This window comes from Streptomyces sp. KM273126 (assembly GCF_004337435.2).
Classification (GTDB): Bacteria; Actinomycetota; Actinomycetes; order Streptomycetales; family Streptomycetaceae; genus Streptomyces; species Streptomyces acidicola.
This window is the reverse complement of sequence record NZ_SJXB02000002.1, coordinates 1,990,209-2,013,576: the sequence shown is the minus strand read 5'-3', so window position 1 is coordinate 2,013,576 and position 23,368 is coordinate 1,990,209. Positions and strand designations below refer to the sequence as shown.

19 protein-coding genes and 1 pseudogene are annotated in these 23,368 nt (G+C 70.9%); 8 read left to right on the top strand and 12 right to left on the bottom strand.

Annotated elements, in window-relative coordinates; translation table 11 throughout:
• Window positions 1-107 precede the first annotated feature (107 nt).
• From E0500_RS39580 to E0500_RS44625, 4 genes are read right to left on the bottom strand one after another with little or no spacing between them, the layout of a single operon-like run.
• Complete coding sequence (locus tag E0500_RS39580; RefSeq protein ID WP_131564274.1) at window positions 108-1,421, bottom strand: Gfo/Idh/MocA family protein; 1,314 nt, start codon at window positions 1,419-1,421, stop codon at window positions 108-110.
• Window positions 1,422-1,432: 11 nt separating this feature from the next.
• Complete coding sequence (locus tag E0500_RS39575) at window positions 1,433-2,023, bottom strand: hypothetical protein (RefSeq protein ID WP_131564272.1); 591 nt, start codon at window positions 2,021-2,023, stop codon at window positions 1,433-1,435.
• Window positions 2,024-2,033: 10 nt separating this feature from the next.
• On the bottom strand, window positions 2,034-2,921 hold the full coding sequence (locus tag E0500_RS44630; protein WP_399120811.1) for a carbohydrate ABC transporter permease: 888 nt from the start codon (window positions 2,919-2,921) through the stop codon (window positions 2,034-2,036).
• Complete coding sequence (locus E0500_RS44625) at window positions 2,918-3,883, bottom strand: carbohydrate ABC transporter permease (RefSeq protein WP_131564268.1); 966 nt, start codon at window positions 3,881-3,883, stop codon at window positions 2,918-2,920. Before E0500_RS44625 ends, E0500_RS44630 begins: the two co-directional genes overlap by 4 nt.
• 233 nt (window positions 3,884-4,116) lie before the next feature.
• On the opposite strand from E0500_RS44625, the gene E0500_RS39560 reads away from it, so the two are divergent.
• Together E0500_RS39560 and E0500_RS39555 are read left to right on the top strand one after the other, a co-directional pair.
• Window positions 4,117-5,418, top strand: a complete 1,302-nt coding sequence (locus tag E0500_RS39560) for an ABC transporter substrate-binding protein (protein ID WP_165935029.1) — start codon at window positions 4,117-4,119, stop codon at window positions 5,416-5,418.
• 32 nt (window positions 5,419-5,450) lie between these two features.
• Window positions 5,451-6,779, top strand: coding sequence for an enolase C-terminal domain-like protein (locus E0500_RS39555; RefSeq protein ID WP_131564264.1), 1,329 nt, complete (start codon window positions 5,451-5,453; stop codon window positions 6,777-6,779).
• Window positions 6,780-7,017: 238 nt separating this feature from the next.
• Here E0500_RS39555 and E0500_RS39550 read toward each other — a convergent pair whose 3' ends face one another.
• Window positions 7,018-8,016, bottom strand: coding sequence for a LacI family DNA-binding transcriptional regulator (locus E0500_RS39550; protein ID WP_309505299.1), 999 nt, complete (start codon window positions 8,014-8,016; stop codon window positions 7,018-7,020).
• A 1,112-nt stretch (window positions 8,017-9,128) separates the two neighbouring features.
• Here E0500_RS39550 and E0500_RS39545 point away from each other — a divergent pair.
• Window positions 9,129-10,508 carry an MFS transporter gene (locus E0500_RS39545; protein WP_131564260.1) on the top strand — a complete coding sequence of 460 codons (1,380 nt, stop codon included), beginning with the start codon at window positions 9,129-9,131 and terminating at the stop codon, window positions 10,506-10,508.
• A gap of 24 nt (window positions 10,509-10,532) precedes the next feature.
• Here E0500_RS39545 and E0500_RS39540 read toward each other — a convergent pair whose 3' ends face one another.
• The 4 genes from E0500_RS39540 to lnt form a co-directional block, all read right to left on the bottom strand.
• Window positions 10,533-12,446 (bottom strand): GAF domain-containing protein, encoded by a 1,914-nt coding sequence (locus tag E0500_RS39540; protein ID WP_131564258.1) that lies wholly within the window; start codon window positions 12,444-12,446, stop codon window positions 10,533-10,535.
• A gap of 101 nt (window positions 12,447-12,547) precedes the next feature.
• The gene (locus tag E0500_RS39535; RefSeq protein WP_131564256.1) at window positions 12,548-13,348 is read right to left on the bottom strand and encodes a 3-hydroxybutyrate dehydrogenase; all 801 of its coding nucleotides are present in this window, start codon (window positions 13,346-13,348) and stop codon (window positions 12,548-12,550) included.
• Between the two features lie 60 nt (window positions 13,349-13,408).
• Window positions 13,409-13,882: an NUDIX domain-containing protein gene (locus E0500_RS39530; protein WP_131564254.1), complete on the bottom strand. Its 474-nt coding sequence runs from the start codon at window positions 13,880-13,882 to the stop codon at window positions 13,409-13,411.
• A gap of 66 nt (window positions 13,883-13,948) precedes the next feature.
• Window positions 13,949-15,562: an apolipoprotein N-acyltransferase gene (lnt, locus tag E0500_RS39525; protein ID WP_131564252.1), complete on the bottom strand. Its 1,614-nt coding sequence runs from the start codon at window positions 15,560-15,562 to the stop codon at window positions 13,949-13,951.
• A 204-nt stretch (window positions 15,563-15,766) separates the two neighbouring features.
• Between lnt and E0500_RS39520 the strand changes: the two genes are divergently transcribed.
• Window positions 15,767-16,849 carry an O-antigen ligase family protein gene (locus E0500_RS39520; protein ID WP_309505298.1) on the top strand — a complete coding sequence of 361 codons (1,083 nt, stop codon included), beginning with the start codon at window positions 15,767-15,769 and terminating at the stop codon, window positions 16,847-16,849.
• A 9-nt stretch (window positions 16,850-16,858) separates the two neighbouring features.
• On the opposite strand, the gene E0500_RS39515 is transcribed toward E0500_RS39520, so the two are convergent.
• Window positions 16,859-17,416, bottom strand: a complete 558-nt coding sequence (locus tag E0500_RS39515) for a hypothetical protein (RefSeq protein ID WP_131564250.1) — start codon at window positions 17,414-17,416, stop codon at window positions 16,859-16,861.
• A gap of 82 nt (window positions 17,417-17,498) precedes the next feature.
• Complete coding sequence (locus tag E0500_RS39510) at window positions 17,499-18,287, bottom strand: glutamate racemase (RefSeq protein ID WP_131564248.1); 789 nt, start codon at window positions 18,285-18,287, stop codon at window positions 17,499-17,501.
• A gap of 58 nt (window positions 18,288-18,345) precedes the next feature.
• Between E0500_RS39510 and E0500_RS39505 the strand changes: the two genes are divergently transcribed.
• On the top strand, window positions 18,346-19,515 hold the full coding sequence (locus E0500_RS39505; RefSeq protein WP_309505336.1) for a glycosyltransferase: 1,170 nt from the start codon (window positions 18,346-18,348) through the stop codon (window positions 19,513-19,515).
• Window positions 19,516-19,546: 31 nt separating this feature from the next.
• Here the strand turns inward: E0500_RS39505 and E0500_RS44615 are convergent.
• Window positions 19,547-20,831 (bottom strand): annotated as a pseudogene (locus E0500_RS44615) (TerD family protein).
• A gap of 293 nt (window positions 20,832-21,124) precedes the next feature.
• Between E0500_RS44615 and E0500_RS39490 the strand changes: the two are divergent.
• The 3 genes from E0500_RS39490 to E0500_RS39480 all read left to right on the top strand — a co-directional run bounded on the left by E0500_RS39490 (window position 21,125) and on the right by E0500_RS39480 (window position 23,240).
• Complete coding sequence (locus tag E0500_RS39490) at window positions 21,125-21,565, top strand: DUF6643 family protein (protein WP_131570028.1); 441 nt, start codon at window positions 21,125-21,127, stop codon at window positions 21,563-21,565.
• A gap of 45 nt (window positions 21,566-21,610) precedes the next feature.
• Window positions 21,611-22,435, top strand: a complete 825-nt coding sequence (locus tag E0500_RS39485; protein ID WP_131570026.1) for an MOSC domain-containing protein — start codon at window positions 21,611-21,613, stop codon at window positions 22,433-22,435.
• A gap of 199 nt (window positions 22,436-22,634) precedes the next feature.
• Window positions 22,635-23,240 (top strand): hypothetical protein, encoded by a 606-nt coding sequence (locus tag E0500_RS39480; RefSeq protein WP_165935190.1) that lies wholly within the window; start codon window positions 22,635-22,637, stop codon window positions 23,238-23,240.
• The last annotated feature ends 128 nt before the right edge of the window (window positions 23,241-23,368 follow it).

The following is a 23,368-nucleotide window of genomic DNA, read 5'->3' as shown; positions in this document are numbered from 1 at the left end:
CGCCTCCTCCCCCCAGACCCACCATGGCTTCCGCAACCTGGCCCGGAACCCGACCTGGACCCCGCTGTGCAAGGGCTCCTGTACGAGCGTCGGCCAGTTGGCCCTGCTCAAACGACCAGCAGGTCTCGAGTCCGTACCGGGCCCCCGGACTCGAAAGACCGGTTCGCGGCCAGGCCTGTGACAAGTGAGCGCGCACCGTCGACAGCGTCCGCCGCCCGCCCCAGTGGATCGCTCACGGGTTCACCGAAGAGGTCCGCCAGCATCCGTACGTCGCCGCCACCGTGTCCGCCCTCGCCCGTCTGGACCTTCAGTGCGCGTGGCGGTTCCCAGAACCGGCGCAGCATCAGCTCGGTACGTCCTGCCGGGTCGCCCACCGACTCCCCGTGCAGGACGGCGCTGTCGCCCCGCAGCTGCACGTCGGACCGGGCCCAGGTGGACTCCTCGACCAGCAGCTCAAGGCGGCCTTCGCTGCCGTTGAAGGAGACCCGGTAACCCTCCCAGGGGGCGTACGCGGTCAGGTGGTAGGTGAGCGTGGCGCCGGATGCGTAGCGGACCAGTACCGCCATGTCGTCCTCGATCGTCACCCCCGACCCGAACACGTTCTGGTCGCGGTGGTAGCCGTCTGCGGTTTCCGCGTCGAGGTACAGCGCGGTGAGCAGCGGCGAGTCGGCCAGCCGTATGGCGAAGGGGTCGTCCGCCGCCGCCGGGGAGCCGTGCGCCCGGGCGTAGTCACGGGCCAGGCCGCGCCGCGCGCCCGCCTCGTCGCCGTAGAAAAACAACCCGCCCTGTGCGTACACGGTTTCGGGTTCGGTGCCCAGCCACCAGTTGACCAGGTCGAAGTGGTGGGTGGCCTTGTGCACCATCAGGCCGCCGGAGTTGGCCTTCTCGCGATGCCAGCGCCGGAAGTAGTCGGCGCCGTGCCGCAGGTCCAGCAGCCACTCGAAGTGCACGGAGCCGACCTCGCCGATCTCCCCGGCCGCGATGGTCTCGCGTACGGCGGCGTGTACCGGGTTGTAGCGGTAGTTGAACGCGACCCGCACCTCTCGGCCGGTGCGCCGCTGGGCGTCGAGGATGCGGCGGGCGCGGTCGGCGTCCGTCGTCATCGGCTTCTCGGTGACCACGTCACATCCGGCCTCAAGGGCCTGGACGATGTAGTGGTCGTGCGTGCGGTCCACGGTGCACACCACGACGAGGTCGACGCGTTCGCGGCGCAGCATCTCCGTGAAGTCCTCGGCGGCGTATGCCGGTACCGAGGCGCCGATCCACTCGTTGTGCACGGCCATGCGGTGCGGGCTGACATCGCAGAAGCCGACCAGGTCGATCCGGTCCACGTAAGGGCCGGCCAGCGCCTTGGTGAAGAGCCGGGCGCGGGCACCCAGTCCCACCACGGCGCAGCGGCGGCGTGCGGTGTCGGAAGGCATGCGGTCTCCGTTCAGTTCGAGGACGCCTCGGGGGAGGTCCCGAGGGATGACAGCGACAACGGTCGCCAGGCGTCGGCGGCGGTGGCGGCGAGGGCCAGCGGCCCGAGGACGACGATCAGCAGGACCGGGGACATGGCCAGCAGCGCGGCGGCCGCGACGCCGGACCCCGCCAGCAGTACGGGCACGAGCGGCCGCTCCGGCATCGAGCGGAACGCCGCCACGACGACCGCCCGCCAGGCGGCCCCGTCGCGCCACCCGGCGGCGCACCGCAGTCCCATCGCTGCCACGCCCGCGCTCGCCGCGGCGACCGGTACGCCCATGCCGGGCCCGTGTGCGTCAAGGGCCACGGCGTCCAGCCACAGCAGGGCCAGCACTCCGGTCGGCACCAGGCAGGCGGCGGGGCCCGAGGAGCGCAGCACCCGGCGCAGTGCGGCCACCAGGGTCGCGGGGGTCACGCCCGGCCCGCCATGGGCCTGTTCGCGCAGCACCGTGCAGCCGGCGACGAGCGCAGGGAACGCGGTGACCACGGGGAGCGAGCAGACCAGCAGGAACACGCCGAGGAGCAGGCACTCCGCGAAGAGGTGGAACCATGAGCGCCGCATGTGGCCGCACCTATCCCTTCAGTCCGGACGTCTGGACTCCCTCGACCAGCAGGCGCTGGAAGGCGAGGAAAAACAGCACCACCGGTATGAGGGTGAGCACGGACATCGCGAACATCGGTCCGAAGGCGGCGCTGCCGGCCTGGTCGACGAACATCCGCAGTCCCAGCTGAAGTGTGTAAGTGTCAGGGTCGGCGAGATACATCAGCTGGGGGAGGAAGTCGTTCCAGCTCCAGATGAACGAGAAGATCGTCGTGGTGACCAGGGCGGGCTTGAGCAGCGGCATGATGACGTACCAGAAGGTGCGGTACGGGCCGCAGCCGTCGATGATCGCGGCCTCGTCGAGCTCGCGCGGCAGCGAGCGGATGAACTGGACGATGAGGAAGACGAAGAACGCTTCGGTGGCCAGGAACTTCGGCAGGATCAGCGGCAGATACGTGCCGACCATGCCGAGGTTCTGGAAGGTGACGTACTGCGGGATCAACACGACGTGCAGCGGCAGCATGAGCGTGCCGACCATCAGCGCGAAGTAGAGACCGCGGCCTCTGAAGCGCAGCCGCGCGAAGGCGTAGGCTGCCAGGGAGCAGGAGAGCACGTTGCCGAGGACCGTGCCGGCGGACACCAGTAGTGAGTTGGCGAACATCCGCCACAGCGAGATGCCGCTGACCCCGTCGGCCGCGTTCGAGTAGTTCTCCGGGGTGAAGACCTTCGGGACGGGGCTCAGGTTCGAGATGATCTCGGTGCCGGACTTCACCGACGCGGTGAGCAGCCACAGCACCGGATAGAGCAGCACCAGGCCGATCGCCACGCAGACGATGTGCCACAGCGTCGAACGCAGTGGTCCCGCAGCCGTGTTGGAGGCCGGGGCGGAGACCGGGGGTGGGGGTGCCGTAGTCGTCACGACGCGTCCTCCTGACCGTAGTAGACCCACATGCGGGAGGTGCGGAAGACGATCGCCGTGACCAGCGCGATGACGATCAGCAGAACCCACGCCATCGCGGAGGCGTAGCCCATGTGGAAGTTGGTGAAGGCCTGTTCGTACAGGTAGAGGGAGTACAGGAGCGTCGAGTCGGAGGGGCCTCCGCTGCCGTTGCTGATCACGAACGCGGAGGTGAACGACTGGAAGGAGTTGATGATCTCCAGGACCAGGTTGAAGAAGAGGACCGGGGACAGCATCGGCAGGGTGATGGAGACGAACGTGCGCACCCGGCTCGCTCCGTCGAGCGAGGCCGCCTCGTACAGCTCCCTCGGGATCTGCTTCAGCCCGGCGAGGAAGATGACCATGGGGGCGCCGAACTGCCAGACGGTCAGCGTGATCAGCGGGTACAGGGCGTAGTCTGGATTGTCGGTGAAGCCGCCGAGATGGATGCCGAGCGAGCCCAGGGTGCGGTCGGTGAACCCGTCTGTGGCGAACAGGGACCGCCACACCAGGGCAACACTGACGCTCGCGCCGAGCAGTGACGGAGCGTAGAAGGCGGCGCGGTACAGGCCGACGCCGCGGCGGGTGCGGTTCAGCAGCAGAGCCACGGCGAGTGCGGCGGCGAGCTTCAGCGGGGCACCGATGAGGACGAACTTCAGGGTCACGCCGATGGAGGCGAGGAACCGGTCGTCCTCCAGCATGTAGCGGTAGTTGGCAAGGCCCACCCACTTCGGAGTGGTGAACAGGCCGTAGTCGGTGAACGACAGGTACAGCGACGTGAGCATCGGGCCCAGGGTCAGCGCGATCATGCCGATCAGCCAGGGCGCGAGGAAGACGTGCGCCGACAGGGCCTGCGAACGGCGGTGCGGGACCGGGGGGTTGGAGTCGGTGGCGCCGCCGTGCGGGCGGGGCAGAGGTCGGGGCGGGGCGGTCGCCTGAGCCATCGTGGGCTGCTCCTCCACACTGAGGACGAATGACGGCGGCAACGTTTGCATGCGATTCTCTCCACCACAAGAGGGAGACTCAATCTAAATCGTCCGTCGTGATCAGGAACTTCCCATTGACTTAGGTCGACGGCCGAGCGTAGCTTCCGGGCCAGTTGGAAACAGAGTGGGATCGTTTGCAGTCCCTCTCTCCACCACTCGACACGCCGAGCGAAGGGCCGCCGATGTCCCCCATGCGCCGACCCCCTGTTCCGTTCTCGCCCTCACGCCGCCGGGTGCTCGCCTCGCTCGGAGGGCTCGGTCTGGGCGCGGCCGTCGCAGGGTGCGGTACCGAAGACGCCTCGGCCGACGGCACGGTGGAACTCAACTTCCAGTGGTGGGGCGGCGACGAGCGCAACGTGGCCACCCAGAAGGCTGTGCGGCTCTTCCAACGGCGCCACCCGAAGATCAAGTTGTCGGTCTCGTTCACCGGGTACGACTCCTACTTCCAGCGGCTCGCCACCCAGGTGGCCGCGGGCACCGGCCCCGACGTGCTGCAGATGGACTACTACCAACTGCGGTCCTACGCCGCCAACGGGTTGATCGCCAACCTCAGTGGGCCCGAGTTCTCCGGCATCGACCTCGACGCCGTTCCCAGGGCCTACGTCGACGCCGACCGCCTGGACGGCAAGCTGTGGGCAGTGCCAACAGGTATCTCCACTCAGGCCCTGCTCGTGGACCCCACGATCTGGCGCAAGGCGGGCGGCTTCCCCAAGCCCGGTTGGACCTGGGACGACCTCAGCGACGACGTGGGCCCCGCCCTCAGGAAGGCGGCACCCGACCGGTCCCCGCTCACCGACTTCGGCCGCTACAGCGAGACCTTCGACCTTTGGCTCGTCCAGCGCGGCAAGTCCCTGTACAAGGATGACGGCTCGCTCGGCTTCACCGAGGCCGACCTCACCGCGTTCTGGGAGCTGACCGCACGCCTGCGCGACAAGGGTGTCTTCACCCCGCCCCACCTCACCGCCTCCTACGACGGCTCGACCGCGAGTTCCCTGCTGGTACGCAAGCTGTCCACCGCCGAGTTCAACCTCACCGGCACCGTCATGCCCTACTTCGAGGCCTACGGCGACATCGCCCTCGTCCCCTTCCCCACCGCCTCGGCCTCTGCGCCGCTGGGACTGACCGCGGGGCCGGGGATGATGTGCGTACGGCAGAGCAGCGCGCACAAACGGCAGGCCGCGCAACTCATCGACTTCCTGCTGAACGACCCGGCGGCCGGCAACGCCCTCGGCGTGGTGCGCGGACTGCCGCCGAACCGGAAGATCATGAACCGCATCGCTCCCGGACTCAGCAAGGGCGATCGGATGGTGTACGCGTACGTGAGCTCGCTGGAGAAGATGTTCTCGGCGTCCACGCTCCCCCCGTCCGGTTCCGACGAGGACAAGCTGGAGTTCCGGCGGGTCAACGAGGACGTGCTGTTCGGGAAGAAAACCGTACGGGAGGCTGCGGCCGAGATGTTCGAGAAGTACAACTCCACCGTCCCCAAGGGCTGAGTTCCGCGCAGATCACCGGGAGGGTTTCACACATGATCATCCAGGAACTGCGGATCACCCCCATCGCCATCGCCGACCCCCCGCTGCTCAACGCCGACGGAGTGCACCAACCCCATGTCCTGCGCGCCGTCGTCGAACTGGTGGTGTCCGACGGCCGGGGCGGCAAGGTGACCGGCCTCGGGGAATGCGCCGGACACGCCTGGCAGTTGGACTGGCTGGAGCTGGTCGGCTCGCGCCTGCCGGGTACGAGCGTGTACGAGACGGGAGCCCTGGCCCTACTGGTGCGGGAACTGCTGACCGGCCGCGCGGGCGGCGTCGAGTACGGTCCCGACGCGCCCTGGCGACGCTGGGCCGACCGCGCCGACCCGCCCGAGTCACGCGGACCGGCACCCGTTCCCGCGCCCGCCTTCGACATACGGCGGGTGTACGCGGCTCTCGAAGTGGCGTGCCTGGACGCGCAGGGGCGGCTGGCGGGCGTACCGGTGGTGGACCTGCTGGGCGGCCGGGTGCGGGACACTGTGCCGTACAGCGGCTACCTGTTCTACAAGTGGGCCGGGCATCCGGGTTCGGGCGCGGACGAGTGGGGCGCGGCCCTGACCCCGGACGGCGTGGTGGCCCAGGCGAGGCGCATGGTGGACCTCTACGGCTTCCGCTCGCTGAAGCTCAAGGGCGGGGTGTTTGCGCCGGACGAGGAGATCGCCGCCCTCCGCGCCCTGCGGGCCGAATTCCCCGACCACCCCCTGCGTCTCGATCCCAACGCCGCCTGGACCATGGAGACCGCCCTGGCGGCCGTCGGCGAGCTGGCGGACGTCCTCGAATACCTGGAAGACCCGGTGGCCGGCGTCGAGGACATGGCCGCCGTCGCCGCGCGAACACCGCTCCCGCTCGCCACCAACATGTGCGTGACCTCGCTGGAGAGCGTACGCCCCGCCGTGGAGCGCGGCGCCGTACGGATCGTGCTCGGCGACCACCACATCTGGGGCGGCCTGCGGGCCACCGTCGCACTCGGAGACGTCTGCCGGGCCGTCGGCTGGGGCCTGTCCATGCACTCCAACTCCCACCTCGGTATCAGCCTCGCCGCGATGACCCACGCCGCGGCAGCCACCGCCGCGCTCGACCACGCCTGCGACACGCACTACCCGTGGAACGCGGCGGAGGACGTCGTCGTACCCGGCGCACTGCCGTTCACCGACGGCTCGGTCGCGGTGCCGTGCGGCCCCGGCCTCGGCGTCGAGCTCGACCGCGCCGCCGTGGACCGGCTGCACGCCGTGTACCTGGCCCTGGGGCGTGAACACCGGGACGACACGGCGTATCTGCGGAGTGTGCAGCCGGAGTTCGATCCGAAGCCGCCCCGCTGGTAGGCGCGGTGCGTGACGGGCTCGCGCCTGTCCAGAACCGACACGACCTCCGTCGTCCGGGCCCGTCCACGACGGTTCCGCAGATTCCTCCGGCATCCGGAACCGCGCTGATTGCCACCGGCGTATGGTCCGGGGAGCCCGGTGTACGAGGCGCGGGTCGTGGTACTGAGCAAAGTGCGCGGCTCCCGGCGCCCGCTACACATAGATGGCGGGTGCCCCGTGAGCGGGCACCGCACCGCCCCTAACGCCGCTCGATCGCCGCCGTCGACCCCCGCACCACCAGATGCGTCGGCAGTACCCGCTGCAGCGGCTGCATGTCCTCTCCGGCTGGCGTCCCCAGGATCCGGAACAGCAGGTCCACCGCCGCCCGCGCGGCGTGTGCCTTGGGCACGCTGACGGTTGTCAGCGGTGGGGCGGCCATCCCGGCGAGCGCGATGTCGTCACAACCAACCACGCTCATCTCGTCCGGCACCCGGACCCCGCGGGCTGTGAAGCGGCTGATCAGCCCGAAGGCGACGATGTCGTTGAAGGCGACCACCGCGCTGGCGCCGCTCGCCAGCACCACGTCGGCGGCGCCCGTGATGCCGCCGTCGAAGTGGGGGGCGACGCTGCCGACCTGGACGATCTCGACCTTGCCGGAGTCCGCCATGGCCTCGATCCCGGCGGCCCGCTCCTGGGCGGTCCAGGTGCTGCGGGGGCCGCCGACGTAGGCGATCCGGCGGTGGCCGAGGGCGTGCAGGTGGGTGAGGGCGTCGGTCATGCCCTCGGCCATGTCGGCAGTGACGCTGGCGAAACCGGGCTCCTTGCGGTGCAGCAGCACGACCGGCTTCTTGGTGAGTTGGTCCAAGGAACGCAGTTCCTCGCTCCTCAGATGGGGAGCGCACAGCACGATGCCGTCCACCTCCGGCGCCATCGTACGGATCGCGTCCAACTCCAGTCCCTCGTCCCGCTCGGCATCGCTGACGAACACGGCGTGACCGAGGCCCCGGGCGCGGGCCTGCACGCCCTTGCAGATGTCCGCGAAGAAGGGATTGAGCAGGTCCGGGACGATCACTCCTACATGGCCCGTACGGCCGGTGATGAGGCCGCGGGCGGCCCGGTTCGGCTGATAGCCGAGCCGGTCGGCGGCGGCCTGGACCCGATCCCGGGTGACCGCGCTGACCGTCCCGTCCGGCGCCAGTGCCCGGGACACCGTGGACGGGGAGACCCCGGCTGCCTTCGCAACTTCTCGAATCGTCACCTGCACATGCCGAGGTTTGCACCCCCGTCCACGAGCGTCAATGTGAGGCCAGTGGTCAGGGCACCGTCAGTGCGATGACTGGCACAGAGGTAGGGGGATTCCGGCTCCTTCAACGGAATCGGGGCGTCGCTCTATCACTCCTGGCGCGCCACCGGATCGGAGCCCGCGAAGGCCGCCTCGTCGAAGCTTCCCCTCGGCTCAATCTCGGCAGTGGTTCCGAGACGCAGACGTACCGGGTCGGGGCAGCATTCGAGGTCGCACAGGTGACCCACGGGCTGGTGGAAACTTCTGCCCTCACCAGCATTTTCGATCTTCGCCCCGAGGGAGGGAAGGTATCGGGCCTGAATCCGTTCCATGTGTGGCATGCAGCCCAATGTTCGCGGCGCTGAGTGGGATACTGCTACGTCAACTCCTTCTGATGATTCCGCTTCGTCGGCGAGAAGGTCCAAAAGACAGATCAGCAGCGGAGGATACCTCCCGTCACGTGGAGTTCTTGCACCGCCGCCCAGCGCGCGATGTCCCGCAGATGCGCTCGGAGTGTGGTCAGGTCCTCCCGCTTCTTGGACTCACGGATGTAGGCGTCCACCAGGAGAGCTCGTGAGTCGGGCTACACGCCCGGGTCTGCGCAGCGGCATCGGCGCGCACATGGAGACTCGTACGCCGGGCCGTGCCCGGACTCCCGGTGATCCTGGCAGGCCACACCAACCACGGCAGCGCCGCCCGGCTGCGGGGTCGGCCTCTCAGTCCGGTCACCTACCACGCAACGGCCCTGAGCCGATCGGCCCCAAGATATCCGAGTTCAACGGAGCGTAGTCAGCACCAAGTCAGCACGGGAGGGGTGAACACGGGTGATGACGTGGGCTTTTAGTCAGCACCAAACCAGCACGGGAGTCAGCGCCGCACCATCAAATCACCCCGAACTGTGCGTCCCGGACAGCACTCGTTTCGACCACCTTCGAGCCCCTGAACCGCCCTTCCGTGAGCCGGCATGGTGGCCGCACGCATAGCCAACACTCGAACTATGTTGCCCCACCACATGTGCCCCTGACCTGCATCTTCCTACCGTGTGCCGACACGTACCCGTCCCCACCGCACACGAGGAAGTGGCGCACATGGCCTCCGCAGCACCCGCTCCCCCACCGCCCGCCAACCTCAAACGCATCGTCACCGCCAGCCTCATCGGCACCACCATCGAGTGGTACGACTTCTTCCTCTACGGTTCCGCCGCCGCGCTCGTCTTCAACAAGCTCTTCTTCCCGGACTCCGACCCGCTGGTGGGTACCCTGTTGTCGTTCCTCACCTACGCGGTGGGCTTCGCGGCCCGGCCGCTGGGTGCCCTGGTGTTCGGGCACTACGGTGACCGGCTCGGCCGCAAGAAGCTGCTGGTGCTGAGCCTGCTGCTGATGGGTGGGGCGACCTTCGCGATCGGCCTGCTGCCCACGCACGCCACGATCGGGACGGCGGCACCCGTGCTGCTGACCGTGCTGCGGCTCGTGCAGGGCTTCGCGCTCGGTGGCGAGTGGGGCGGTGCCGTCCTGCTCGTGTCGGAGCACGGGGACGCGCGACGCCGGGGGTTCTGGGCCTCGTGGCCGCAGACCGGGGCGCCCGCCGGACAACTCCTCGCGACCGGTGTGCTCTCGCTGCTGACGGCCGTGTTGTCGGACGCGGCCTTCACGTCCTGGGGCTGGCGGGTCCCGTTCCTGCTCTCGGGCGTCCTGGTGATCGTCGGTCTGTGGATTCGGCTGTCCGTCGATGAGTCGCCCGTCTTCAAGCAGGCCCTGGCGCAGGCCGAGGCCCGGAAGGCGGACGCGGTCACTGAGAAGCTCCCGCTGGTCGCCGTGCTGCGGCACCACTGGCGGGACGTGCTGGTCGCCATGGGCGCGCGCATGGCCGAGAACATCAGCTACTACGTGATCACTGCCTTCATCCTCGTGTACGCCACCACGTCGGCCGGGGTCTCCAAGCAGACGGCGCTCAACGCGGTCCTCATCGCGTCCGCCGTGCACTTCGCCGTCATCCCGCTCTGGGGTGCGCTGTCCGACCGGGTCGGCCGACGGCCCGTGTACCTGCTGGGCGCGGCAGGAGTCGGCCTGTGGATGTTCCCGTTCTTCTCGCTCATCGACACCGGCGGTTTCGGCAACCTGATCGTCGCCGTGACCGTGGGCCTCGTCCTGCACGGCGCGATGTACGCCCCGCAGGCGGCCTTCTTCTCCGAGATGTTCGCGACCAGGATGCGCTACTCGGGCGCCTCCATTGGTGCCCAGTTCGCGTCCGTCGCGGCGGGCGCACCCGCCCCGCTCATCGCGACCGCGCTGCTGGCCGAATACGACAGCTCGACCCCGATCGCCCTGTACGTGATCGCGGCGGCCGTGCTGACCCTCATCGCGGTGGGCGTCGCGAAGGAGACACGCCACCGCGACCTGGCCGACGTCACGACGACGGCCGACGCGGAGCCGACCGCACCCCGGGGCGCGGACGCCCGTACCACCTGAACCGGGTGGCACGGGCTGCCCCGCTCAGCGCGGGGCGGGCGACGACAACCGCCGTAGCCGCAGGGCCAGTTGGACCTCCAGTACGCGGTCGGGGCGCTGCCAGTCCTCACCGAGCAGCCGCCCCACACGCTCCAGCCGCTGGGCGACGGTGTTCACGTGCACGTGCAGGGCGTCCTTCGTACGGACCGGGCTCATGCCGCAGGCGAAGTACGCGTCGAGGGTGCGCAGCAGATCCGTACCGCGCCGTTCGTCGTATGTGACGACCTCGCCGATCGTGCGCTCCACGAACCCGGGGATGTCCCGGTCCCCGGCGAGCAGCAGCCCGAGAAACCCGAAGTCCTGGGCGGCGGCGCCGTCTCCCGTCCGGCCGAGCAGTCGCAGGGCCTCCAGGCACCGCAGTCCTTCGGCGTAGGCGGCGGCCACGGCGTCCGGGTGGGCGGCGAGGTTCTCGACGGGGGCGGAGGCGCCGACGGTGACCGCCTCGTGGACGGCCGTGCCGAGGTGGACTGCCGTACGGCGGGCCAGCTCCGTGGCCGTGTCGCCCTCGTCGAGGGGCAGCAGCAGGACGGTGCCGCCGTCGCGGGCCGAGGCGAGTCCGTGCCGTGTGGCTCCGAGGTGGGACGCCGCGGACCACAGGCGCCGGCGGGCCGCGGCCTCCTCGTCCGCGTCGGCCGCCGGTCCGTCGAGGCGGGCGGCCAACACCACATGGGTGGCGTCGAGGTCGGCCTCCAACCGGGCCGCCCGCTCACGCAACAGCCGCGGGTCGCGGTCGCGTGCGTCGAGCAGGTCGTCCAACAGCTCGCCCCGGACGCGCTGTTCGGCCTCGGAAGCCGAGCGTCTGGCGAGCAGCAGGAGGGAGGTGACCATGGCGGCGCGCTCCAGAGTGCGCTGGTCGACGGGGTCGAGACCCGGATGTCCGCGCAGCACCAGCGCGCCGAGCAGCTCACCGCCGCCCGTCACGGCGGCGATCCAGTCGTCCCCGTGCCGTACCGCGTGGCCCTCGGCGCGGGACGTCTCCAGGGCCGCACCGGGTGCGGCACCCTCCTCGGCGAACTCCACGGTGCCGCCGAGGACCCGGGAGACGGCCGCGGCCACGTCGTGGACCCCTCCGCCGCGCAGCACCAGCTCGGCGAGGCGGTCGTGGACCTCCGAGGCGCGCTCGATGACGCCGCTGCGGTCCCGGATGATCTCGTTGGCCCGCTCCAGGTCGGCGAGGGCCGAGCGGGTCTCGGTGAGCAGGTTCGCGGTGTCGATGGCAGCCGCCGCGAGGGCGGCGAACGAACCCAGCAGGGCGATCTGCTCCCGCTCGAAGACCCGCTGACGCCGGTCGGCGGCGAACAGCACCCCGATGACATGGGGCCCGAGCATGAGGGGCACTCCGAGAATGGCCACCAGCCCCTCGTCCCGTACACCGGCGTCGATGGTCCGGGTGTGCTGGAAGCGCTCGTCCTTGAAGTAGTCCTCGGTGACATACGGGCGGGCGGTCTGGGCGACGAGTCCGCCGAGGCCCTCCCCCATGCCGAGTCTCAGCTGCTGGAAGCGCGCCGCGACCGAGCCCTCCGTGACGCGCATGTAGGTGTCGCCCTGGTCCGGGTCGTTCAGACTGAGGTACGCGACGTCCGTGCCCAGCAGTGAGCGGGCGCGCTGGACGATGGCCCGCAGCACGGAGCCGAGGTCCCTCAGTCCCGCCAGGTCGTGCGCGGTCTCGAAGAGCGCGGACAGCTCGGCCTCGCGGCGGCGCCGCCCCTCCATCTCCGACCGCACACGCAGCGCCAGCCGCTGGGCGTGTTCGAGCGCGGCGACACGCTCGGGCGGCCGGCCCTCGGCGCGGGAGAGGAGCACCGGCTGCTCGTAGGCGTCGACGGACGCGCCCCTGGCCAGGAGCTCCAGGAACGGTGTCTCGACGCTGTCGGTGGACTGGTCGTGATCGCGGGACATGGACACAGGATTACTCATCGCACGGACTCGCCCGCCAGGCCTGTGGACAACTCGGCCCGGCCCGCCGGGTGCACGGCTGTGGACAACCCGGAACTCCCTGGTCAGTGCGCGGTCCAGCCGCCGTCCAGTACCAGGGACGTGCCCGTCACGAAGGACGCCTGCGGGGCGCACAGATACGCCACCGCCTCCGCCACCTCGTGCGTCTCGATGAGCCGCTTGACCGCGCTGTCCGTCAGCAGCACCTCGGTCAGCACCCGCTCCTCGGGGATGCCGTGCGCCCGCGCCTGGTCGGCGAGCTGTTGTTCGACCAGAGGGGTGCGCACATAGGCGGGTGCCACACAGTTCGAGGTCACACCGTGGGGTGCGCCCTCCAGCGCCACGGTCTTCGAAAGTCCTTCGAGGCCGTGCTTGGCGGTCACGTACGCCGACTTGAACGCCGAGGCGCGCAGCCCGTGAACCGACGACACGTTGACGATACGGCCCCATCCCTGCCCGTACATGTGGGGCAGCGCCCCGCGGATGAGCCGGAAGGGTGCCTCCACCATCACGGTCAGCACGGTGTGGAAGACGTCGGGCGGAAACTCCTCGACGGGGCGGACCAGTTGGAGGCCGGCGTTGTTGACGAGGACGTCGGTCCCCGCGGCGGCGTGTTCGGCCGCGTCGAGGTCGGTGAGGTCGAGAACGCGGGGTTCGACGGAGCCCGTGAGGCCCCGGGCCCGGTCGGCGAGTGCGGCCAGGCCCTCGGCGTCCCGGTCGACGGCCCGCACTTTGGCTCCAGCGGCGGCGAGCCGCAGCGCGCAGGCCTGGCCGATGCCTCCCGCGGCACCGGTGACGAGGGCGGTACGGCCGCCGAGGTCGAGTGAGGTGGTGTGGGGACCCGGAGGGGCGGGGTGCGCGGTCATGCCGGGACACTAGGCGCCGCTCACGCCCCGACCGATATGGTCAGCCCCCACACTTCTCCCTCAGGTCATAGGGTCGAACCACGTGGGGCCATCGGACATGGCCTGCTTGATCCGGTGCAGCCCGAACTCGTTCAGCTCCGGCAGCGCGGCCACCTCGAACCAGCCGACTTCGAGCGACTCGTCGTCGTTGACACACGCCTCCCCGCCGACGGCCCGGCATCGGAACGTGGTGTCCATGTACTGGCAGACGTCCCCGTTGTCGTACCGCACGGGGCCCAGGGCCTGGACGACGACGACCCGCTCGGCCACGCACTGCACCCCGGTCTCCTCGAAGACCTCCCGCACGGCGCAGACCGCCGGCTGCTCCCCCGGGTCCGGGATGCCTCCGATCACCGCCCACTTGCCCGTGTCCGACCTGCGGTTCAGCAGCACTCTGCCCTCGTCGTCGAAGACGATGGCGGTGACTCCGGGGAGCCAGAGCAGCTGGTGGCCGGCGGAGGTCCGCAGTTCGCGGATGAAGTCAGGAGTAGGCATGAGGTGACCCTAACGGCCCGGTGGGCGGCCCCTTGACGGATTCGGCCGCGCACGACCGGCGTACGGCTACACGCCACCGGCGCGCCGCTGGCGCACTCCCGTCACGACGGCCCATCCGAGCCCACCTGCCGCGATGAGCACCAGGAGCATCTCCGGCAGCACCCCGAGGCGGGTCGCGGGAGTCTCGGAGGAGCGCAGGGGCACCTTCTGGACCAGCGAGTCCGCGACGAACATACCCGTCTTCTGCGTGATCTCCCCGTCCGGCATGATCACGGCACTGACTCCGCTGGTCACCGGAACGGTGACCGTGCGGCTGTGCTCGACGGCGCGAATACGGGACATGGCGAGCTGCTGGTAGGTCATCTCGCTGCGGTCGAACGTGGCGTTGTTGCTCGGCACCGAGATCATCTGCGCGCCGTCGGTGACCTCGGAGCGCACGGCCCAGTCGAAGGCCGCCTCGTAGCAGGTGACGAGACCGACCTTGGTGCCGTCCATGGTGAACACGCCCGGCTCGCTGCCCCGGCTGAAGTCCTGGCGGACCATGGACGTCCACTCGCTGTTGATGGCGCCGATCAGCGACCGCAGCGGGAGGTACTCGCCGAAGGGCTGTATCTGCCGCTTGTCGTAGGTGTCGGTCGGGCCCTTGCTCGGATCCCACAGGATCTGCTCGTTGTAGAGCTTGCCGTCCTTCACGACCACCCCGCCGACCGAGATGGGGGCGCCGATCGCCTGGGCGGCACCGTCGATGACGGCGTACGCGTCGGGGTTCCTGAAGGGGTCGATGTCGGAGGAGTTCTCCGGCCACAGGACGAAGTCCGGCCGGGGGACCTTGCCCGCCCTGATCTCGGCGGCCAGCCGCTCGGTCTCGCGCACGTGGTAGTCGAGCACGGCCCGCCGCTGGGCGTTGAATTCGAGCCCCGCGCGCGGGACGTTGCCCTGGATGACCGCGACAGTCGCTGTGCCGTCCTCGGCCGTGTCGCTCACCAGGGTGCGGGCCCCGAGGGCTCCCACCACGGGCACGGCCACGCTCAGCAGCGCCACCGACGCGGCCGCGCGCCGTACGGCATGGGTGCGGCGCGCCTCGACTGCCAGGCGCACGAGTTCGTACAGCCCGAAGCCGCACAGGACGACCGCGAAGCCGAGCACCGGAGTACCGCCCAGCGCGGCGAGCGGCAGGAACACGCCATCGGCCTGCCCGAAGGCGATCTTGCCCCAGGGGAAGCCGCCGAACGGTACACGCGCACGTGCCGCCTCACCCGCGATCCAGAGGGCCGCCGCCCACACGGGTGCCCCGGGCAGCCTCGACGCGACGGCGATTCCCGCGCCGACGAGCCCGACGAACACCGCCTCGATGACGACGAGCGCCAGCCACGGACCGGGGCCGACCTCCACACCGGTCCACACGAGCAGAGGCAGCAGGAACCCGAGCCCGAAGAGATAACCGAGCCCGAAGCCGGATTTCCAGGTGCGGCCGCGCAGAACCCAGCCGAAGACCGCGAACGCGGGCAGGGCCAGCCACCACAGGGTGCGCGGGGGAAAGCTGACGTACAGCAGCACTCCGGAGAGCGCCGCAGCTGCGGCGGGAAGGAGCCTGCGCGCCAGTCCGGCCACCCGCGATGCGGGCGCGGACTGGGGGTCGAGCTGTTCCGGCTCGCCCACGGATGTTGCGGTGGCGGTCACTCGGGGAGTCTACGGCGCACGAGCGGGCCGCGGACAGCGTGGTCCGCCCGGCCGGGCCAGGCATCACCCACGCATCTGCCGTGATACTCCTGCCCAACACATCCACAAACCGGCACTTCACCCGTTACGGTGTGCCCGAGCCTCTGACCTGCGGCCGGATCCGGCCAGGGCGGTCGGGGCCCGTCACAGTCGGGGGTACGACGGGTGGGGTCCACGGGTACGGAGTCCGCGGCCGGTGCGCGGGCCGCGGGCGAGAGACGTGACGTCGTGGACGTCACGGGCGTGATCGCGCTCGGTGCGTTCGCGACCTGGTCGCTGATCACGGCCACCGTGCACGGCGGCCGCCCGGAGGGCGTACTGCTGGCGGTGCTGGCCCTGGCCGCGGGGTATGCGGCGGGCCGCATCTCCGGGGCGCTCCTGCCGGTCGCGGCGCCCTGCGCCGCGTCCCTGGCCGCGCTCGGTGTCGCGATCACCGCCCCGTCCACCCCGGCCGCCTCGCCGCTGGTCATCCCGCTCGGTCGTACGGGCGCGACCGCCGCTCTGCTGGCCCTGTCGGCGGGTGCCGCGTGCTGTGCGGCCTGGGCGGCCCGTGGCCTGGTGCTGCGGCTGGCACTGTGGGGGCTGGCGGCCGGGATCACGGTGACCGCGGCCGTGCTGGGCTCGACCGCGGGAAGTGCGGCCTGTGCCGGAGTGCTGCTCTGGTCGCTCGCCGCGGCCCGGATGCGCCGCCGTGGCCCGGGGCTGGTGGGGCTCGCGCTCGTCGCGGCCGTGGTGACCGGGACGAGCTGGGCGGTCGCCGGGGGCGTCCTGCCGGGCGGGCCGGCCGCCTCCCTGGAGGACCGGCTCGGCCCGCACCGGGTGCAGCTGTGGCGTGACGCGCTGGACATGGCCCATCGGGAACCGGTGCTCGGTGTGGGCCCGGGGCACTTCGAGCACCTCAGCCCGACGCTCGCGCGGGCACTGGCACCCGGCGGCAAGCCGCACTCCGCGCCGTTCCAGCTGGCTGCCGAGCAGGGCGTCATCGGCGTGGCGCTGCTGGCCACGGTGTTCTGCTGGGTCCTGTACGCGCTGTGGCGGGCCGCCCGCCCCACGCCGGTCGTCCTCACGGCGGCTGCGTCCCTGACCGCGCTGGCGGCCGTCGCCGCGGTCGGGAACGCGCTGAGCTTCACCGCGGTGACGGCGGGCGCGGGGCTGCTCGCGGGGATCGCGACGGCACGGCCGCTCGCGGAGGCGGGGGCACGGCACGAGACTGATCCGTCGGTGTCCGGTGATCCACCGGCACCCTGAGGGCTCGTGTCAGCGCGCGGCCCCGGACGGTGCCGGGCGCAGCCGGTCGCGGATGACCCGTACGGCCGACTCGGCGTCGTCCACCGTGATCGTGAACGTGTGGCCGTCCCAGAGGCGCAGCACGAGCCCCTCACCGCGCCGGACGACGACGGCCGTGCCTTTCTGGGGCCGCCAGCGGTAGCCCCAGCCGCCCCAGTGGCGGGGCGTGACCTGCGGCGCGAAGTCGGCGCCTGCCACCTCTGAGAGGGGGATGCGGCGGCGCGGCAGACCGATGTGGCCGCACCGCACTTCGAGACAGTCCTTGTCGACCTTCACGGCGACGTGCACGAACGCGAGCGTGCCGAACAGCACCAGCAGCCCCGCCGCGATGCAGCCGACGACCGACATGGCGAGCGGAGCGATGCCCGACGTCCATGCGGAGTCGACGGCCAGCTCGATGCCGAGCGCCATGAAGGCGCATCCGCCGAGTGACAGCAGCCACTGGGCGCGGTTGGTCGCGCGCCCGGTCCAGACTTCGGGATGTGCGGAGCCGTGGGTACCGCTCTGGCCGTGGGGGTGGTCCCTCATGTTTCGAGACTACTCAGGTTCCGCTGCGCGGGCACCATGTTGCGGAGCGTCACTGATCCATGCGAGCGGACGGCGCGTGGGCTCACCGTCCGGCGGGGCTCACTGCCTGGAGGAAGCGGCCCTCCTCGTACGCCAGCGCGGCTGACGGGAGCTGCGCTTCACGTCCGCTGAGGATGACGGTGAGGGTGCCCTCTACGGGTGCTTCCGGCGCGGGCAGCTCATTGATCCTGCGCAGGGCCTGGGCGGCGACGGCGACGGCCGAGCCGTGCAGGACGAGCGGCGGCAGACCCGCCTGCTGCACCGCGGCGCGGATGCGTCCGGCAACGAGTTCGTAATGGGTGCAGCCAAGGACGACGGTCATTACATCGGCCGGGGTACGCTCCGCGGCGTCAGAGATCGCGGCGTCGATGGCCGCCTCGTCCGCGTACTGCACAGCCTCGGCCAGACCTGGGCACGCGACCTCCGTGACGGTCACGCCGTCAGCGAAGTCCCGGATGAGACCTCGCTGATAGGGGCTGCCTGTAGTGGCGGGCGTCGCCCAGATGGCGACGGGGCCGCCTCCGGCCGCGGCGGGCTTGATCGCCGGCACGGTGCCGATCACCGGCAGGTCCGGTTCGAAACGGGCTCGCAGGGTGGGCAGGGCGTGCACGGAGGCGGTGTTGCACGCGACGATCAACGCGTCCGGGCGGTGCGCGGTGGCGGCTTCGGCGACTGCTAGAGAGCGGGCCCTGATGTCCTCAGGGGTGCGCGGTCCCCACGGCATGCCGTCGGGGTCCGAGGAGAGGACGAGATCGGCGTCGGGTCGCAGACGGCGTACCGCGGCGGCAGCCGCCAGCAGTCCGATTCCGGTGTCCATGAGCGCGATCTTCACCCGGGCACCCTACCGGATCGGCCTCAACGACCCGGTGCGGTGGGGCAGACTGCGACGCGTGAGTGCCCTCGTGTGGACCGCTGTCGGATCACTGGCCGCCTGGCTGTGGCTGCTCCTCGGCCAGGGCTTCTTCTGGCGTACAGATGTACGCCTGCCGCCGCGCGGGGAGCCCGACGTGTGGCCGTCGGTCTGTGTCGTCGTCCCCGCACGGGACGAGGCGGCCGTGCTGCCCGAGAGCCTGCCCTCACTGCTGACGCAGGACTATCCGGGGCACGCGGAGGTCTTCCTCGTCGACGACGGCAGTGGGGACGGCACGGGAGAGCTGGCGCGGGAGCTCGCGCGACGGCACGGCGGACTGCCGCTGACCGTCTCCTCTCCCGGCGAGCCTCCTGCGGGCTGGACGGGCAAGCTCTGGGCCGTACGACACGGAATCGGGCTGGCACGCGCGCGTGAGCCCGAGTTCCTGTTGCTGACGGACGCGGACATCGCGCACGGCCCGGACAGTCTGCGGGAGTTGGTGGCCGCGGCGCGCACCGGCGGCTTCGACCTGGTGTCGCAGATGGCCCGGCTGCGCGTGGAGAGCCTGTGGGAACGGCTCGTCGTGCCGGCCTTCGTCTACTTCTTCGCGCAGCTCTATCCGTTCCGCCGGATCGGTGTACGGGGCTCGCGGACGGCGGCCGCGGCCGGCGGGTGCGTGCTGCTGCGGACCGACGCCGCCGAGCGCGCCGGTGTCCCGGACTCCGTCCGGCAGGCCGTCATCGACGACGTGGCCCTCGCGAAGGCCGTCAAGGGCAGCGGCGGCCACATCTGGCTGGGGCTGGCGGACCGTGTGGACAGTGTGCGTCCGTATCCGCGGCTGTACGACCTGTGGCGCATGGTCTCGCGCAGTGCCTACGCCCAGCTGCGGCACAATCCGCTGCTGCTGCTCGGCACGGTGCTCGGCCTCGCCGTGGTCTATCTGGTGCCGCCGGTGGCGTGCGTCGCGGGTCTCGTCACGGGGAGTAGGGCGGCGGCGGTCGCCGGCGGGCTCGCGTGGCTGCTGATGACGGCGACGTACGTGCCGATGCTCCGCTACTACCGGCAGCCGCTCGGGCTGGCTCCGCTGCTGCCGTTCACCGCGCTGCTGTATCTCTTCATGACGGTCGACTCCGCGGTGCAGCACTACAGGGGGCGGGGCGCGGCCTGGAAGGGACGTACGTACGCACGGCCCGCGCCTGAGCAGCGGTGAGCCGTCCTGCCCTGGCGTCTCCCGCTCGCGGTCACTTCCGGCCCGGGGTCCAGTTCATGCCCCAGCCGTAGGCGTGGTCGACCGTGCGCTGCGGGCTGACCCCGCGCTCGGGGACCAGGTAACGGGCCTCGCGCTGGACGACCAGGTCGCCGTTCTGGTGGGTGATCAGGGCGAGCGCGCACACCGTGGAGGGGACCGTGCACTCGTCCAGGGAGAAGTCGACGGCCGCGCCGTGCTGCGGCTGGAGGGTGACTGTGGCGTGCAGGTCGGCGAAGGAGCGGGCGCCTTCGTAGATGGTCACGAAGATGAGGATGCGCCGGAAGGCGTGCTGGTGGTCGAGGTTGATGGTGAGGTTCTCGCCGCTCGCGGCGGCTCCGGTGCGGTCGTCGCCGTCGAGAAGGATGTAGGGCGGCTGGTGCAGCGCGCCGAAGGCGTTGCCGAGTGACTGGATGACGCCCTTGCGGCCGTCGGACAGCTCGTACAGGGCGCACAGGTCGAGGTCGAGGTCCGCGTGCATGGCGACCGGCCGGCCCAGTTTGGCGGCCCACCCGCTGAACTGCTTGCGCACCTGCCAGTTCAGGTTCACGCGCATGGCGCCCGATGTTCCGCCCTGCTTGGTCAGGGAGACCGCCGGGGCCGCCTTCGTCAGGGTGACCTTGGTCAGGCGGACCGGGGCCGGGGTGCGGCGGGCGGCGGAGGGGCGTTCACCGGAGGTGGCACGGTGACGGGCGGGGCCACGGGGGTGGCGTGGTGCCGGGCGGGGCGAGGGGTGCCGGCGGCGCCGCATGCTGTGGTTCGTCCACGGTGATGCCGAAGTCCGTCGCCAGTCCTTCGAGCCCGGTGCTGTAACCCTGCCCGACGGCCCGGAACTTCCAGGCGCCCTGGCGGCGGTAGAGCTCGCCCAGGACGAACGCGGTCTCCACGCTCGCGTCGGTGCTGTCGTAGCGCGCGACCTCGGTGCCGCTGCGGTCGTCGACCACGCGGATGTACAGGCCCGGCACCTGCCCGAAGGAGCCGCCGTCGGCGGAGGCCGCGAGGACCACGGTCTCGACCGCGGGCTCCACGCGCGCGAGTTCGACGAGCAGCGTGTCAATCACCTGGCCGCCCGCGCTGCGCTTGCCCTCGTGACGGACCGCGCCGGAGGAGTTCGCGGGCTGGTTGTAGAACACGAAGTCCGCGTCGGAGCGCACCTTTCCGGAAACCAGCAGGAGCGCCGAGGCGTCCGCGTCGGGCACGCCGGGGCCGGCACGCCAGCCCAGTTCGATGCGCAGCGCGGTCGTCGGCACCGCGACATTCGATCCCTTGGGCATTGACATGTTCGCCCCCATGCTTGCCTGCTCACCGCCGGGCCACGCCCAGGGCAGTCCGATCCGTTCGTGCCAAACCTATTCCCTCGGGGTCGTCAACCCCCAGAAGCCGTACGGGAAGAGGCGGAGCCCAACCCGCCGGTAACCCGCCCGGAACTCGGCCTTTACAAGAATGTCGTGAGGCGCGTTGCCCTTTTTCGCCGAGTTCGCTCGCATTGGGGATCCGGAGTCACTGCCCACACGGAAAACAACCCTCTTATCGGTCTCCCCAACCAGCACATCGTGGGCTTAACTTATGTGCCATGACCTCCCCCCGCTCCTATGGCGGCGGCTACTACTCCGCCTCGTCCTTCGGCGACACGCCTATCTACGACTCTCTCGTGGCCGAGCGGGGCACCCCGCAGATCGCCCCGATCCGGGTCCCCGCGGCGTACGACACACCGGGCAGCAACCTGCCCGCACTGCCGTCGGCGCTCCCCGCACTGCCGGCCGGCCCGTCGCAGTCGGCTCCCTCGTACGGCTATCCGCCGGCCCAGCAGCCCTCGCCGCTGCAGCAGGCCCCGGCGGCGTACGTCCCTCAGCAGACCGCGGCCCCCCGCGGGTACCCGGGCACCCAGCCGCAGCAGCCGCGTCCGGCGGCGGGCGGCACGGGCTACGAGGCGATGCGCCCCGCGGCCCCGCGCCCGGCGCAGGGTGCCCCGTACCAGGACCCGTACAACGGTCAGCAGTACCGCGGGTACTGAGGCGCTCCGCGCGGGGCTGTCCGTGCCTGGTGGCAGGATGGCCCCATGGGGAATCCGTCGCTGCACTCGATCCATGTCCACCCGCTGAAGGCGGCCCGGGGCGTCGCGCTCCACGAGGCCGTGGTGGAGCCCTGGGGGCTGGCGGGGGACCGGCGTTGGGTGCTGGTCGACGAGGCGGGCAAGGTCATCACGCAGCGCCCGCATCCGCGCATGGCGCTGGCCGCCGCCGAGCCGTTGCCCGGCGGTGGCCTCGTGCTGTCCGCGCCCGGCCGTGAGCCGCTGACCGTCACGGTGCCCGAGCCGGCCGGCACGACGACCGTCGAGATCTGGCGGGACAAGGTGGAGGGGGTCCTCGCCGGCTCCGCGGCGCACGCCTGGTTCAGCGACTACCTGGGGCTCGACGTGCGTCTCGTGCACCTCGACGACCCGGCCACCCGCCGCCCCATCGATCCGGAGTACGCACGTCCCGGTGAGACCGTCAGCTTCGCCGACGGGTACCCCCTGCTGCTCACCGCGCTGGCCTCACTCGACGCCCTCAACTCCCTGATCGCACAGGGCGACCACCCCGACGAGGGCCCGCTGCCGATGAACCGGTTCCGGCCGAACGTGGTCGTGGCGGGTACCGGGGCCTGGGCCGAGGACGACTGGCGGCGGATCTCGATCGGCGAGGTCACCTTCCGGGTGGCCAAGATGTGCGGGCGATGCGTGGTGACCACCACCGACCAGGGCACCGCCGAGCGGGGCCGGGAGCCGCTGCGCACCCTCGGGCGCCACCGCCGTTTCGGCGACAAGCTGGTCTTCGGCCAGAACCTCGTTCCGGAATCCGCCGGTACGGTCCGGATCGGCGACCCGGTGCGCGTCCTCGCATAGCCCGGCCGGGCCGGGCGGCGGGATCTCGTTCCTCGAATCACTTGACGTGGGGAACACACGCCAGGCCCACCTTCGTTGAGACTTTGTGAGAAGTTCATGAGAGGCCTCCGGGAAGGGTGACTTCGCTCTCTCTTCGCCGGACTACCGCGTGGACGGCTCCCACTGGGGTTATCACGGACGCAGAAGGGGGTGCGGGACGGTGCGAGCAATCGGCGGGCTCTGGAGCTGGCGGCACAATCCGCTGCGCCGCACGACGGATCTGGTCGAGGCCTGGCTGGCCCTCGCCGCTCTGGTGCTGATCCTCGTGGCCGCGCCGGTGATCGGCGCCGTCGTCGGGTCCGCCGCCCAGGATGGCCTGCAGCGGTCCGTGAGGGAGCAGCGCAAGGCCCGGTTCGAGGTGCCGGCCACCGTCGTCAAGAAGGCCGACAGTTCTCCGCTGGATCCGGACCCGGAGACCGCGACCGCCCGTGACCGAAGCAGACGTGTGGTCGCCGACTGGACCGCCCCGGACGGCACCCAGCGGCACGGCACGGTGCCGGCGAGCCTCAGGGACCCGCGCCCCGGCGACCGCTTCAAGGTGTGGACCGACGGTCAGGGCCGAATAGTGGGCCGCCCGCTGGACTCCGCCACGGCGGCGACGCATGCGGCGCTGGCCGGTTTCGGCTCCGCGGTGCTGGCCGCGGGGAGCGTGGAGGGTGCCAGGCGGCTGATCGTCTGGCGCATGGTCCGCCGCAGGTACGCCCGTTGGGACCAGGCATGGGACAAGGCGGGCCCGGACTGGGGCAGGACGGGCACGGGCAGCTGACGGCCTTGCTGCTCTGGTCAACCACCCGTCCTCGCGCACGCTACGGTGGACCGGCCGAACTGTTCGGCAGACGACCCGCGTGCGAGGGAGCCGTCGGGGCTGAAGCGCCCCGAAGGCGAACGAGCCAT